The 13392-nt window shown below is 37.3% G+C and carries 13 protein-coding genes; all 13 read left to right on the top strand.

Translation table 11 applies throughout. From position 1 onward, the window contains the following. Positions 1-10: 10 nt before the first annotated feature. Entirely contained in the window at positions 11-871 is an 861-nt protein-coding gene (locus RM541_RS02710) for a polysaccharide deacetylase family protein (RefSeq protein ID WP_311498692.1), read from the top strand. Beyond that, a complete protein-coding gene (locus RM541_RS02705) occupies positions 872-2104 on the top strand; it encodes a glycosyltransferase (protein WP_311498691.1) in 1233 nt (410 codons plus the stop codon). Next, positions 2095-3063 carry a glycosyltransferase family 2 protein gene (locus tag RM541_RS02700; protein WP_311498690.1) on the top strand — a complete coding sequence of 323 codons (969 nt, stop codon included), beginning with the start codon at positions 2095-2097 and terminating at the stop codon, positions 3061-3063. The genes RM541_RS02705 and RM541_RS02700 overlap by 10 nt, the downstream gene beginning before the upstream one ends. Next, positions 3064-4254, top strand: coding sequence for a glycosyltransferase family protein (locus RM541_RS02695; RefSeq protein ID WP_311498689.1), 1191 nt, complete (start codon positions 3064-3066; stop codon positions 4252-4254). Continuing rightward, positions 4251-5552 (top strand): glycosyltransferase family protein, encoded by a 1302-nt coding sequence (locus RM541_RS02690; RefSeq protein WP_311498688.1) that lies wholly within the window; start codon positions 4251-4253, stop codon positions 5550-5552. Before RM541_RS02695 ends, RM541_RS02690 begins: the two co-directional genes overlap by 4 nt. A 4-nt stretch (positions 5553-5556) precedes the next feature. After that, positions 5557-6723: a glycosyltransferase family 4 protein gene (locus RM541_RS02685; protein WP_311498687.1), complete on the top strand. Its 1167-nt coding sequence runs from the start codon at positions 5557-5559 to the stop codon at positions 6721-6723. Beyond that, a complete protein-coding gene (gene wzy, locus RM541_RS02680) occupies positions 6720-7970 on the top strand; it encodes an O-antigen polysaccharide polymerase Wzy (protein WP_311498686.1) in 1251 nt (416 codons plus the stop codon). The genes RM541_RS02685 and wzy overlap by 4 nt, the downstream gene beginning before the upstream one ends. Before the next feature lies 1 nt (position 7971). After that, complete coding sequence (locus RM541_RS02675; protein WP_311498685.1) at positions 7972-8967, top strand: glycosyltransferase family 4 protein; 996 nt, start codon at positions 7972-7974, stop codon at positions 8965-8967. Continuing rightward, on the top strand, positions 8960-10105 hold the full coding sequence (locus RM541_RS02670) for a glycosyltransferase family 4 protein (protein WP_311498684.1): 1146 nt from the start codon (positions 8960-8962) through the stop codon (positions 10103-10105). The genes RM541_RS02675 and RM541_RS02670 overlap by 8 nt, the downstream gene beginning before the upstream one ends. 132 nt (positions 10106-10237) lie before the next feature. Next, positions 10238-11200 (top strand): UDP-glucuronic acid decarboxylase family protein, encoded by a 963-nt coding sequence (locus RM541_RS02665; RefSeq protein ID WP_311498683.1) that lies wholly within the window; start codon positions 10238-10240, stop codon positions 11198-11200. 98 nt (positions 11201-11298) lie between these two features. Further along, positions 11299-11646, top strand: coding sequence for a four helix bundle protein (locus RM541_RS02660; RefSeq protein WP_311498682.1), 348 nt, complete (start codon positions 11299-11301; stop codon positions 11644-11646). A 95-nt stretch (positions 11647-11741) separates the two neighbouring features. After that, the gene (locus RM541_RS02655) at positions 11742-12326 is read left to right on the top strand and encodes a WcaF family extracellular polysaccharide biosynthesis acetyltransferase (protein ID WP_311498681.1); all 585 of its coding nucleotides are present in this window, start codon (positions 11742-11744) and stop codon (positions 12324-12326) included. Between the two features lie 79 nt (positions 12327-12405). Then, on the top strand, positions 12406-13152 hold the full coding sequence (locus tag RM541_RS02650; RefSeq protein WP_311498680.1) for a glycosyltransferase family 2 protein: 747 nt from the start codon (positions 12406-12408) through the stop codon (positions 13150-13152). Positions 13153-13392: the final 240 nt, after the last annotated feature.

The following is a 13392-nucleotide window of genomic DNA, read 5'->3' as shown; positions in this document are numbered from 1 at the left end:
TCAATTTCTGATGCCAAAATCCAAATTGGTCATTTTGAACTATCATCAGTTAGGCGAAGATTTTGATCCGAAAATTCACAATGAATTTATTTGGAACACGACAGAATTGTTTGAAAAGCACATGTCATACCTCAGGCAGAATTTTACCATCGTGTCTCTGACGGAAGGTTTAAAAGCTTTGAAAAATAAAACTATCAATGAAACTATGGTCAGCATCACTTTTGATGATGGCGATGCATCCATGACCAGTTTGGCAATGCCGATTTTAGAACGCTTACAAGTTCCAGCCACATTTTTCATCAACACTGCGTACGGCGAAGAAAAAATGGGTTATTGGTATAATTTGGGGCCTTATTTTCAGAATAACGAGCTACTTGAAGCCTCCACTGCTATAAGAAATACGGTTGATTCCAATGAATATCACAATCTTTTAAAATTGGAAGATGCGGTTAATGTTGAAAACAATCCAAGGCCTTCGCCATTTTACGCCAACTATAAAGATTTTGAAACCTGCACCAACCCATTATTCCATTTTGGATTGCACGGACATGAGCATTTACGGTTCTCTATGTTGACACGTGAAGCCCAAAAGGAAAATTTGCGCAAAAATATCGAAACCATGAAACACTGGCCTAATTATGTACCACATTTTGCAATCCCATTTGGCAAACCCCAGGATTGGAATACTGATACGCTGGAAATCGCCAAAGAATTGGATGTGGTCCCTTTTTTGGCACATCACGGTTATAATACTCAGTACAAAGACCCTTTTCTAAGATTTTCCGTAGATACCAAAAATTTGAAGTCAGTGTTCCAAAGTTTCAGTCCGTTTCAAGGAAGTTACTATAAATTGAATAAGTTAAACTTTTAAATGCGACGTCTCTATTATTTTACTGACTCTTTTCCGTTTTCTGTAGACTACACCTGGAAATCTGCAGAAGTCAATGAAGCCTCGAAAAAGTTTGATGAAGTAATTATTGTTCCATTTACTTATACAAAAGAAAATAAATTTTCATTTGCTAAAAATGTTCATATCGTTGAGCCAACTTTAGGCAAAACTTTATTTGCCAAGCCCCAATACCTTAAGCATTTAATAGCTTCTACGCAACCAAAACCGTGGTTTAGAGAATTTTTCAGAGCTATAACAAAGGGGAAACAGGCTATTATTGATTGGTACCTGGCTACGATTTACAGCGATATTATAGTTAAAAAAGATATTTTTAAACAACTTGAAAAAGAAAAAGATCAACAGGAATATAGTGTATTGTTTTTTCAATGGACAATGAATAATGCATTGTTAGTTCCATTATTACGTAAATGGGGTTACCAGAACATTATATGCAGAATGCACGGCTTTGATCTCTATGAGTTCAGGCATAACAATTACATTCCTTATAAGGCTGATTTACTAAAAAATGCCAGTATTTGTACGTTTATAAGTGAGCATGGACGGGATTATGCTACACAACTCTATCCATTTATAAAATCCAAAAGCAAATTGCACTATTTAGGGGCAAAGGAGATGGGTGAAAACATATTGGATCCGGATCAAAAGTTCCATATAGTAAGTGTATCCAGAGCTGTGCCCTTAAAGCGATTAGGGCTCATTGTAGAGGCCTTAAAACTTTTGAAAAGACCTGTGAAATGGACGCATATTGGAGATGGATATGCTTTAGAGGAGGTCAGGAAGAGTGCACAAGAAATTGAAAAATTTAATGTGTACTGCGAGGTGAAGTTTTTAGGCTGGTTAAATCCAGAGGCTATTAGGTCTTATTTTTCTGAAAACGGGATCAATGCTTTAATATTAGTAAGTGAGACAGAAGGCTTACCGGTTGTTATTATGGAAGCATTCTCTGCCTCTATCCCTGTAATTGCTACAGATGTTGGCGGGGTATCTGAACTAGTAAACGCAGAAAACGGTATTTTGTTGACCTCAAACCCAGAAGCTTCTGAAGTCGCAGACGCGATTGAGCTCTTGGTAGATGAGCCTATAGAAGTACAAGACACACGTAGAAAAACAGCATTTCAGAGTTATTCGGCATCCTTTGATCTAAAAAAAAACAGTAAAGAATTTATAGGTTTTTTATCAGAACAATGCCACTAGTATCTGTCATCATACCCAATCATAATAGTATAAAGTTTATTAAAGCAACTTTAGATTCTGTTTTCAAGCAAACTCATAAGAATATTGAAATCATAATTATTGATGATGGGTCCACCGACGGTTCTTTTGAATACATTTCAGATTTAAAAAATCAAAATGTAAAACTTATAAAAAATCCCGGAAAAGGCGCCTGTGCCGCCAGAAATTATGGTTTAAAAATTGCAACCGGTGACTATATCCAGTTTTTAGATGCAGATGACTTATTGGATCCAGAAAAAATAAGGGTACAGGTAGAATTACTCGAAACAACCAACGAGAAAATAGCAGCGTGTAGCACCCTACATTTTTATGAGACACCAACAGAAGGAATAATAACGGACACAGCTTTTTTGTATAATACAGATAATATTCACGAGTTTTTACTGAATCTGTATGGTGCCGATGGGAAAACACATACCATGGTTGCACAGCATGCATGGTTAACTCCAAGGACAGTGATAGATCGAGCGGGCTATTGGGATGAAAGCCTTATTAAAGATCAGGACGGAGAGTTTTTTTGTAGGGTTGTTATGGCATCGAATGGGGTTTGTTTTGCAGAAAAAGTTTTATGCTATTATCGAAAACACAAACGAGCAGGGAGCGTATCAAGCGGAAAATCTGAAAAACATCTTAGAAGTCAATTGGAGTCTTTAAACTCTAAAGCAGCACAATTAGAAAAAGTACGAGATACAAAATTTTACCGAAATGCCATGGCCTTGCAATATAAAATAATAGCCATTGACGCATACCCAATGCATAAAACCACTTATAAAGCTGCGATTAATAAAGTGAACCAGTTTGGAGGTAGTACCTATGAGCCTGTTTTGGGAGGTAAGATTATTGAAACCATAAAATCGATTTTTGGCTGGCGCGCGGCAAAATCATTTTCTGTGTTCATTCACAAATACGTGAAAGTATAAATGAAACATCTTCTTTTTATTACAACTTCAAGTTTAGCAGCAAACCCTAGGCTTGTCAAGGAATTTGAAGCCCTTAAACATAAATTTACCTGTCATGTTTTGTGCTTTAAACATCATGACTGGAGCTTAGAGCTATCCAAGGCCATTAAAGCTGAAAACCCGGAAGTTCATTTTGTCGAGATCGACAGAAAAAAAGAAGCTTTTAAAACAGTTTTTTTTAAGGTCTTACAAAAAATTGCTATTGTGCTCAACCCATTTTTTCCAACCAATTTTGGAGTGTGTGCATTTGCCAGTAATGACAAAGCCCTGCAATTATGGTTTATGGCTAATGCTCTACAGAAAAACTTAAAGTTTTCCCGAATAGTTGCTCATAACCTGGGTGCTTTTTATTCAGCTGTAAAACTTTCAGAAAAATATGATGTTGATCTACAATTGGATATAGAGGATTATTATCCCGGAGAAGCCCTGTATTTCAATAAAACTCATGAGAAGAATAACAGGATCCAGCTTATGAGGACCAGTTTTCTACGAGCAGATAGTATTACCTATGCTTCCAAAGGAATACAACTGGAGTGTGAAAAGCAGTTTAAAGTGGACAGCCGAACAGAAAATGTTACTATCATTAATTCCTTTAATGCAGAAGATTTTAGAAAACCGGGAAACAATAGTTCAAAAATTCTGAAATGCGTTTGGTTTTCTCAGCATATTGGTCCCAATCGCGGCCTCGAAAAGATTTTCGCAGCGGCAAAAAGCTTAGACCAAATAGAATTTCACCTTATAGGTAATCCTAATCAGAACTATTTAGATACTGTAAGATTAAGCGAAAACATAATGCTGCATGACATCATGAAACAGGAAGATTTACATAAATTTTTAAGTCAAATGGATATTGGTCTTGCTCTTGAAAATGTAGAAGCAGACGGTAATCGCAATATCTGTTTAACAAATAAATTTTTGGCATATGTCCAGGCAGGTTTATATGTTTTAGCAACCAATACCTTTGGTCAAACCCAGTTTTTGAGTTCCTTAGATTATAATGCAGGTCTTATTATGGAATCTTCCTTAGAAAAATCTCTTCAGGATCTAGACCGCAACTTAATAAACACGACTGCTAATATAGAGAGATGGCAGAACGCCAAATCTTTTTCCTGGGAAAAGGAACAAATTAAGTTACAGAAATTAGTATCATGAAAAAGGTTTTGATCATTTATCCCCATTGGCATCCTGCAAACCTTGCAGGTGTTCACCGGCCCCGCCTAATAGGAAATTTCCTGAAGGATTTTGGCTGGACACCGAGGATTTTAACAGTACAGGAAGAATATTTTGAAGAAACTCCTGATCATGATTTCAACCGAACTTTTTCTTCTAATTTTGAGGTAACACGGGTAAAAGCCTTAAAAACCTTTAAGCCGAGATTGATTGGAGACATTGGGTTGAGAGCCTTTTATTCATTATGCAAAAAAGCAAAGGAAATAATTGAATCGGAAAAAATCGACTTTATCTGGTTACCTATTCCTTCCTTTTATAATTCTTTGCTGGGAAGACTTATATATGAAAAAACAAAGGTTCCTTATGGGATAGACTATATCGATCCCTGGGTAAGAGATATTACAAATCAAACAGGAGTGCGGGCTCAGCTAAGTCAGTCGGTTGCAAGAGCTTTAGAACCTATTGCCGTTAAAAAAGCAAGCTTAATAAGCGGAGTATCCACACCTTATTATGAACCTGTTCTAAAGAAAAATTTTCCCGAGTTTTATAATAAGGACAATGAATTACTATCTGAGACGCTAAACTCTAAATCAGGAAAGAAAATAGTTCATGTTTCAATGCCTTATGGTTTCGATCCCAACGATCACGAAGTTATTCTTCCTCAAGTAAAGTTTCCATGGAAAAATGATCCTAAAGACCAAAAGAACTGGATCTACGCAGGCGCCTTTCTTCCCAATAGCCACACTCTACTTTCTGCATTTTTTGAAGCTATTGCGAATTTAAGAAAGAAAGGGCTTTGGAACGAAAAAATAAAATTGTGGTTTGTAGGTACCGGGGCTTATCCCGCGAAATCAATTACAGCCTATGCAGAGGAGTTTGAATTACAGGATATCGTGACCGAAAAACGGGACCGTTATCCTTTTCTACAAGTTCTGAATTTTCTTTCAGCGGCAAATACGGTAATGATCATAGGAAGTACGGAGAAGCATTATACAGCCAGTAAGACCTTCCAGGCACTTTTAAGTAAAAAACCGGTATTTAGCGTCTTTCATACAGAAAGCAGTGCTGTAAAAGTCATGGAAGATTGTAAAGCAGATGAATATACAGTACGCTTTGATCCAGTTGAAGTTAGAAAGACTCTAGTAGAGCAATTTGAGGAGAAACTTTTAAACCGTCTAAACGCTACATCTTGGAACCCAGATCTGGAGGTGTTAAATAAATTTTCAGCTAAAGAATCTGCTCGTAAATTGGTTGATGCGATGGAAAAGGTATTAGAATAAAACTATGATGAAAAGATTAGCCATTGTCATAACACATCCTATTCAGTATTACGCTCCATTGTTCAGATTACTGGCAGGAGAACCGGATATTGAAGTGAAGGTTTTTTATACCTGGTCTCAGGCTAAGGAAAAAGTAAAGGACAAGACTTTTGGAAAAGATATACAGTGGGATATTCCTTTGTTAAATGGCTATAACTACGAATTTGTAAAAAATGTCTCTAAAAGCCCGGGTAGTAATAAGTGGAGCGGGATAGAAAACCCTGAGCTTATTAAAAAAATCGAGGAATTCCGGCCCGGTGCGATTCTGGTCTTTGGATGGAATATGAAGAGTCATTTCAAAGTAATGAAATACTTTAAAGGTAAAGTCCCGGTTTGGTTTAGGGGTGATTCTACTTTGTTGGATGAGACTAAAGGATTAAAAACTCTCGCTAGACGCCTTGTACTCAAATATGTTTATAAAAACATTGATAAGGCATTTTATGTAGGCCGGGAAAGCAAAAAATATTATTTAGCTCATGGTTTAAAGGAAGCAGAGCTCGTGTTTGCTCCTCATGCAATAGATAATGATAGGTTTATTGATTCGGAGGGAGAATCTGACAGACTGGCTAAAACCTGGCGCAAGGAACTGGGATATAAAAATGAAGATACGGTAATTCTGTTTGCCGGTAAATTCGAGCAAAAGAAAAATCCATTACTTCTAGTAAATGCTATAAAAAGTTTACAGGAGAAAAAAAAGTCCAATTTAAAATTGCTTCTTCTAGGCAATGGGCCTCTGGAAGCCGAAATTGAAGCTGAAATAAAAAACTGCTCTTATATAAAGAAGCTGCCTTTTCAAAATCAGTCCAAAATGCCGGTTGTATATCGAGTTGCGGATATTTTTTGTCTTCCGTCTAAGGGACCTGGAGAGACCTGGGGATTGGCCGTGAATGAAGCTATGGCTTGTTTCAAACCTGTTTTAGTTAGTGACAAGGTAGGCTGTGCACCTGATCTAATAGAAAATAATAACGTAGGTGAAATATTTGAATCCGGTAACTTAGAAGATCTTAAAATTAAGCTCCGGGATATGTGCCAGACGAATTTAGACTTGACCGGTAAAAATGCTAAAGAGATCATCACGGAATGGAACTTTAATAAGATCTCTGAAGCAATTAAATCTGAACTTCAGAAATGACCTTACTCTCTATTCTAGGCTTAATAACTCTGGGAATAATTCTGCTTCGCTTATTCAATAAGCTTGGACAAAGTTTACCGGTGATCGAGCTGCTTTTGGCAATTGCCGGCCTACAGTGGATTCTTGGTCCAATTATAAGTTACAGCTCTGAAGTATCCCATTATAAATATTATATGTATGTTCCCCAGGAGACCTACATGTCTTTTGTAGTTCCTGCTTTTGTGATTTTTTCAGCTGTTGCGTTACTATGGAAAAAAGAGATTTTCACTTTTGATGAAGCTGATCTGTCTAAATATTCCGGTTATGGTTTGAAAATACTTCTCTTTGGTATTGCAGCAGATATTGCCGGCAGGTTTGCCCCCCAGTCACTGGCCTTTTTTTTATTCCTGCTGTCGCAATTTAAATTTATTGGAGCGGCATTATTGCTCTTTTCATCTTCCAAAAAAGAGCGGTTGTTATTTTATGCCGCAATAGGTTATTTGTTTGTTACCTCCATATATAATGCTCTATTTCATGATTTTCTATTATGGAGTACTTTTTATTTTATGCTATGGGCTCTAAAGTATAAACCGGGAGTACAAAAAAAGATATTTATTCTTTTAGCAGGTCTGGTTTTTGTAATAAGCCTGCAGACTGCAAAGGCAGCTTTAAGAGCTGAAATATGGAACGGATATGAGGGAGATAAAATAGCATTATTTTTTAATGTTCTGGATCAGGAATTAAGCAATACCAATTTTGATGATACAGAACAGGAAGGACTTAATGTTAGGTTAAACCAGGGTTGGATCATTTCTGCTATCATGAAAGAAGTTCCTGAAGAAGAACCTTTTGCTGATGGAGCTACTGTAAAAGAAGCTGTGACGGCAAGCCTGCTTCCCAGATTCCTATCTCCAAATAAAAAAAAGGCCGGAGGTCAGGAAAATTTCATGAAATACACAGGCCTTCATTTAGGAAAGAATACTTCTATGGGGATGAGCATAATTGGAGAGGCTTATGCTAATTTCGGTTCCTTTGGTGGAATATTTTTTATGCTAATCTGGGGCTTTTTTTTATCGGTTTACTGGAACCGCATTAAGGCATTAAGTGAGAATCATCCTGTTTTGATCTTCTTTATACCTCTATTGTTCTTCCAGGTAGTAAAAGCGGAAACTGAACTGGTGGTGGTTTTAAATCATATGGTAAAGGCCAGTATTGTGGTTGCACTATTCTTTTGGGCGGCACGAAAACAATTAAAGTGGGATATTTAGTATGCAAAAAAAAAATCTAACTTTAATTTTTAGAAAACGCCTTCCGCAGTTCAACAGCATTGAAGAAATTTTTCTCCAACTGTTGGAACAATTTAAGAGGCAACATGATGTACATCACATTGAGGTGCCGAATTCAGGAGCAGATCCCAAAAGTGCTTTTAAGAACATTCAGTTTATAAATAAGAATAAGAGTCAGATCAACCATATTACGGGCCATATTAATTATGGTTCAATGGCTTTAGGTAGAAGTGGAATTTTAACAATACATGACATTGGTTCTGCCTTTTATGGAGCAAGCCTTCATAAATTGTATATAAAAATTTTTTGGTTCTGGATTCCTGCATTAATAGTGAAAAAAATTACTGTCATTTCCCATTTCTCAAAAAAAGAACTAAGTGAATTAATTCCTTTTGCTAAAAACAAAATAGTAGTAATTCATAATCCGGTAAATTCCAATTTACAATATTGTCCAAAACCTTTTAACGAGGAAAATCCAGTGCTGCTGCATATAGGTACAAAATCTAATAAAAACCTGGAACGAACCATAGAAGCATTGGAAGGAATAAAATGCAGGTTATTAATTATCGGTGATCTCTCTGAAGAACAGCTAAAATTACTTGCTAAGTATAAAATAAATTACACTAGCAGAAAGCATCTTCCTTTTTCAGAAATTAAAGCTGCTTATGAAGAATGTGACCTGGTAAGTTTTGCTTCTCTCTATGAAGGATTTGGAATGCCGGTTATTGAGGCTCAGGCGGTGGGGAGGCCGGTCTTGACCTCCGCCATAGAACCATTAATTGAAGTAGCCGGCGATGCAGCCTGTATGGTAAATCCAACAGACGTTCGGGATATTCGAAAGGGTCTTTTAAGAATTATACAAGAAGATAAATATCGTGAAGAACTAGTCAGGAAAGGACAGGAAAATGTCAAACGTTTTCAATTAAAGAACATAGCTGCAAAGTATTTAGCTTTATACAAAGAGGTCGCAGATGCCTGAAAAGAAAAAAATTCTAATTTTTATAGACTGGTTTCTTCCAGGTTATAAAGCGGGCGGGCCAATACAGTCTGTAGTGAATTTAATTAATCACCTTGGTCATGAATACGATTTTGATGTGGTGACCTCTAATAAGGATTTGGGTGAGATTGAGGCGTATCCAAATATCATTTTTAATAAATGGCTCGAAAGGGAAAAGTACCGGGTGATCTATTTGGATGAAGAAAACCAGAGTTTAAAATGCTACCGCGAAATCTTAAGAGAGAAGCATTATAACAGTGTCTATTTCAACTCTCTTTTTTCGGTGAATTTCACATTGAAACCGCTACTGGTTTTAAAAAACCTGAAAGTCAAAGTAATTTTAGCTCCCCGGGGCATGTTGGGAAAAGGGGCTTTAAATATAAAGCCGTTAAAAAAGAAAATCTTTTTAAAGCTTTTTCGCGTTTCGGGTTTGAGTCGAAAAATTAACTGGCATGCCACCGCTGCTTCTGAAGCAAAAGAAATTAAGCAGCATTTTGGTGAGGAATCTAAAGTTCATATTGCAACAAACCTTTCCACAGTGATGGCTGAAAATTTTCCGGAGAAAAAGAAAGAAGAAGGATCTTTAAATTTATTCTTTCTTTCCCGAATCAGTAAAAAAAAGAACCTTAAAGCAGCTCTTCAGTCTCTTTCAAGCGTTAATAAGTTATATAAAATTAATTTTAGCATTATTGGCCCAATAGAAGAAGAAAAATACTGGCAGGAGTGTTTGGAAATTATTAATGGTTTACCGAGAAATATAAGCGTGAAAAATATTGGAGCAGTACCCAATCATCAGTTAAAGGAGGAATTAAAAGATCAGCATTTTATGTTGTTGCCAACTTTTCACGAGAACTTTGGGCATGTGATCATGGAGTCCTGGCAGAATGCATGTTCGGTAATTATTTCTAATAATACTCCATGGGAACAACTGGAGCAAAAGAAGATTGGTTTTGATATTCTTTTAGAACAGGAAGAACAATTTATAAAAGCGATAGAAAAAGTAACCGCAATGGATCAGGCTGAATACAATGACTGGTCAAAAGCTGCATTTGAGTTTGCAAAAGAATATTGTAATGATCCTAAAGCTATAGAGGCCAGCAGAAGGCTATTTGAGCTGTAAGCTCTATGCTGTAAGCTTAAAGTCTAAAGCTGTTGCGGAAAAGAAACAATTTTGTGTAGCTGCGTCCAAAGGAAAAATTATTAAAATAAATAGCTTAGAGCCTAAAGCTTAAAACATATAGTCAGAAAAGCCATGAAAAAAATTCTAATTACCGGTGGTGCTGGTTTTGTCGGTTCACACTTATGTAAAAGATTATTAAATGAGGGTAACGAAATCATCTGCCTTGATAATTATCTTACTGGGAGTAAAAAAAATGTTATCGAATTACTCGATAATCCTTACTTTGAATTGGTGCGACATGACATTACCGAACCTTATTATGCTGAAGTAGATGAGATCTATAATCTAGCCTGTCCTGCGTCACCGGTACATTACCAGTACAATCCTATCAAGACGATCAAAACTTCAGTTATGGGTGCCATAAACACTCTTGGTCTTGCTAAACGGGTTAAAGCGAAGATCTTGCAGGCAAGTACCAGTGAAGTCTATGGAGATCCTGCCGTTCATCCACAGCCGGAATCGTATTGGGGAAATGTTAACCCAATTGGAACCAGATCTTGCTATGATGAAGGAAAGCGCTGTGCAGAAACCTTATTTATGGATTATTATCTGCAGAACCAGGTTAAGATCAAGATCATAAGAATATTCAATACTTATGGTCCCAATATGAACCCTGAGGACGGACGTGTAGTATCAAATTTCATTGTGCAGGCATTAAAAGGAGAGGATATAACCATATTCGGGGATGGAACCCAGACCAGAAGTTTTCAGTTTGTAGATGACCTGGTGGAGGGAATGATCAGAATGATGAACAGCAGAGATGGTTTTATTGGTCCGGTAAACCTGGGTAATCCGGGAGAGTTTACGATGATGGAGCTGGCTTTTAAGATCATTGAAATGACCGGCACGAGATCTAAGATTATACATAAGAAACTGCCAACAGATGATCCTACTCAGCGCAAACCGGTAATCGATCTGGCAAAGAAGGAGTTGAATGGCTGGGAGCCAAAAGTTGCTTTGGAAGAGGGATTAGTGAAGACGATTACTTATTTTGAGGAGTTGTTGTCGGGAGAGGCTGTAAGCGTTAAGCTTTAGGCAGTAGGCAAAAAATTGCTATAAGCTATAAAGCTGTAAGCTTAAAGCTTAATAATTAAAGTCTGAAGCCTACAGCCTAGTGCCTAAAGCATAAAAAAATGAGAAACTTTAGAAAATATGAAGTTTGGAAACTGAGTCACGAACTAGTGATTAAAGTCTATGACCTTACGACCACGTTTCCTTCTTCCGAAAAATATCAGTTGGTCACGCAAATGCAGAGAGCAGCATATTCCATCCCTTCAAATTTTAGTGAAGGATGCGGCAGACAGTCAGATAAAGATTTCAACAGATTCATTCAAATAGCTTTAGGTTCTGCTCACGAACTGGAATACTTTTTCATTCTTGCAAGAGATCTTTGTTTCATTAGCGAAGAAGACTATGCAGTTCTGGATATTGAGGTAAACGAGATTAAAAAGAAGTTGTATAATTTGGGTAAGAAGCTATAGGCAATAAGCTATAAGCTATAGGCAAAAAAAAGCTTACGGCCTAAAGCATAAAGCTTAAAGCCTAAAGCAATAAAAAAAGCCTACCGCCTAAAAAAATGAAAACAGATCTCTCTAAATACGACAACAGCTGGTACCAACCGGGAGGGAGAATTAAGATCCTCCTTTGGTATTTTACCAACGTGCTTTTCTTTCAGAATACCTTAAATCCTTCTTCGGGATCAAAGGTTGCTTTGTTGAAGCTCTTCGGAGCAAAAATAGGTCAGGGAGTGGTAATTAAACCCGGGGTGAATATAAAATATCCCTGGAAACTGGAGATCGGCATGAATACCTGGATTGGGGAAAAAGTATGGATCGATAATCTTGAGATGGTGAAAATTGGCAAAAATGTATGTCTGTCCCAGGGAGCAATGTTACTCTGCGGAAACCATAACTACAAAAAGTCCTCTTTTGATCTTATCATAAAAGAAATTAATCTGGAAGACGGAGTATGGATTGGAGCGCAAAGTATTGTTTGTCCGGGGGTAATTTGCAAAAGCCACAGTATTTTGGCAGTAAGTTCGGTGGCTAACAAAGATTTAGAACCATATTTAGTTTACCAGGGGAATCCTGCGGTAGAGGTGAGGGAGAGGGTGATTGGGGATGATGAGATTGCTTCGTCGGCTGCCGCCTCCTCGCAATGATGAGATTGCCACGTCGGCTATGGCCTCCTCGCAATGAAAGGTGACATCGGCTGTGCCCTTCCCGCAATGATAAAAAAAAATGAAAATATCAATAATAACAGCTACCTACAATTCTGAAGCTAGTATTTTATCTGCGATAAAATCTGTGGCAGTGCAGGATTATCTTAACGTGGAGCTGGTGATCATAGACGGTGGCTCTTCAGATAATACAGTATCTATTATAAAAGATAATTACAACAGGCCCCTAAAAATTATTTCAGAAAAAGACAAAGGGATCTATGATGCTCTTAATAAAGGAATAAAGCATGCAACCGGTGATATTATTGGTTTGGTACATTCCGATGACTTTTTTGCCTCTCCGGATGTAATTTCAGAAGTAGTAACTGCTTTTCAACAAAATGATGTTGACGGGGTTTATGGAGATCTTCAGTATGTAAACAAAGAAGATACTTCAAAAGTGATCAGGTACTGGAAAAGCGAGCAGTTTTATCCGGGTCTTCTAAAAAAAGGCTGGATGCCCGCCCACCCTACTCTCTTCCTGCGGAAAGAAGTATATGATAAGCACGGGCTCTTTAACCTTAATTACAGGATCGCTGCCGATTATGATCTGATGTTGCGCATTTTTCGTGACAGTGCTTTAAAATTTTATTATCTGCCGAGGGTAATTACTAAAATGAGAGTGGGAGGCGCGAGTAACCGTAGCCTGGCGAATATAAGGCAAAAGTCTGCAGAAGATCTGCTGGCACTAAAAGCCAACGGCATTAAAAATCCTTATAAGGTCCTGGCCCGGAAAAATCTTAGTAAACTAAAGCAGTTTCTTAAGTAAACCAGTCATTGCCTAAAAATATTCTTGCCTAACGCCTACAGCCTAAAGCCTAGAGCCTGTTGCTGATATTTGACAATTTTCGTCATTACCTTTTTCATTATTAGAAATTTAAGGCAGCCTCTTTTCCATTCTATGTGATTAAATTGTTAAAGAAAAAAATCTATAGGGATAATACGGATAAAGTGCGCTATTTTCGCGTCGAACTCTAATTAAACCTTGAACCTTTACCCTTTTGACCCG

The sequence above is a fragment of the Autumnicola psychrophila genome, from assembly GCF_031846645.1.
Lineage (GTDB): Bacteria > Bacteroidota > Bacteroidia > Flavobacteriales > Flavobacteriaceae > Autumnicola > Autumnicola psychrophila.
This window is presented reverse-complemented; position numbering and strand designations above follow the sequence as displayed.

Excerpts from the sequence above, each read along its gene's own strand:
- RM541_RS02710 (WP_311498692.1), top strand. The coding sequence starts at position 11 with ATGCCAAAATCCAAATTGGTCATTTTGAACTATCATCAGTTAGGCGAA.
- RM541_RS02705 (WP_311498691.1), top strand. The coding sequence starts at position 872 with ATGCGACGTCTCTATTATTTTACTGACTCTTTTCCGTTTTCTGTAGAC.
- RM541_RS02700 (WP_311498690.1), top strand. The coding sequence starts at position 2,095 with ATGCCACTAGTATCTGTCATCATACCCAATCATAATAGTATAAAGTTT.
- RM541_RS02695 (WP_311498689.1), top strand. The coding sequence starts at position 3,064 with ATGAAACATCTTCTTTTTATTACAACTTCAAGTTTAGCAGCAAACCCT.
- RM541_RS02690 (WP_311498688.1), top strand. The coding sequence starts at position 4,251 with ATGAAAAAGGTTTTGATCATTTATCCCCATTGGCATCCTGCAAACCTT.
- RM541_RS02685 (WP_311498687.1), top strand. The coding sequence starts at position 5,557 with ATGATGAAAAGATTAGCCATTGTCATAACACATCCTATTCAGTATTAC.
- wzy (WP_311498686.1), top strand. The coding sequence starts at position 6,720 with ATGACCTTACTCTCTATTCTAGGCTTAATAACTCTGGGAATAATTCTG.
- RM541_RS02675 (WP_311498685.1), top strand. The coding sequence starts at position 7,972 with ATGCAAAAAAAAAATCTAACTTTAATTTTTAGAAAACGCCTTCCGCAG.
- RM541_RS02670 (WP_311498684.1), top strand. The coding sequence starts at position 8,960 with ATGCCTGAAAAGAAAAAAATTCTAATTTTTATAGACTGGTTTCTTCCA.
- RM541_RS02665 (WP_311498683.1), top strand. The coding sequence starts at position 10,238 with ATGAAAAAAATTCTAATTACCGGTGGTGCTGGTTTTGTCGGTTCACAC.
- RM541_RS02660 (WP_311498682.1), top strand. The coding sequence starts at position 11,299 with ATGAGAAACTTTAGAAAATATGAAGTTTGGAAACTGAGTCACGAACTA.
- RM541_RS02655 (WP_311498681.1), top strand. The coding sequence starts at position 11,742 with ATGAAAACAGATCTCTCTAAATACGACAACAGCTGGTACCAACCGGGA.
- RM541_RS02650 (WP_311498680.1), top strand. The coding sequence starts at position 12,406 with ATGAAAATATCAATAATAACAGCTACCTACAATTCTGAAGCTAGTATT.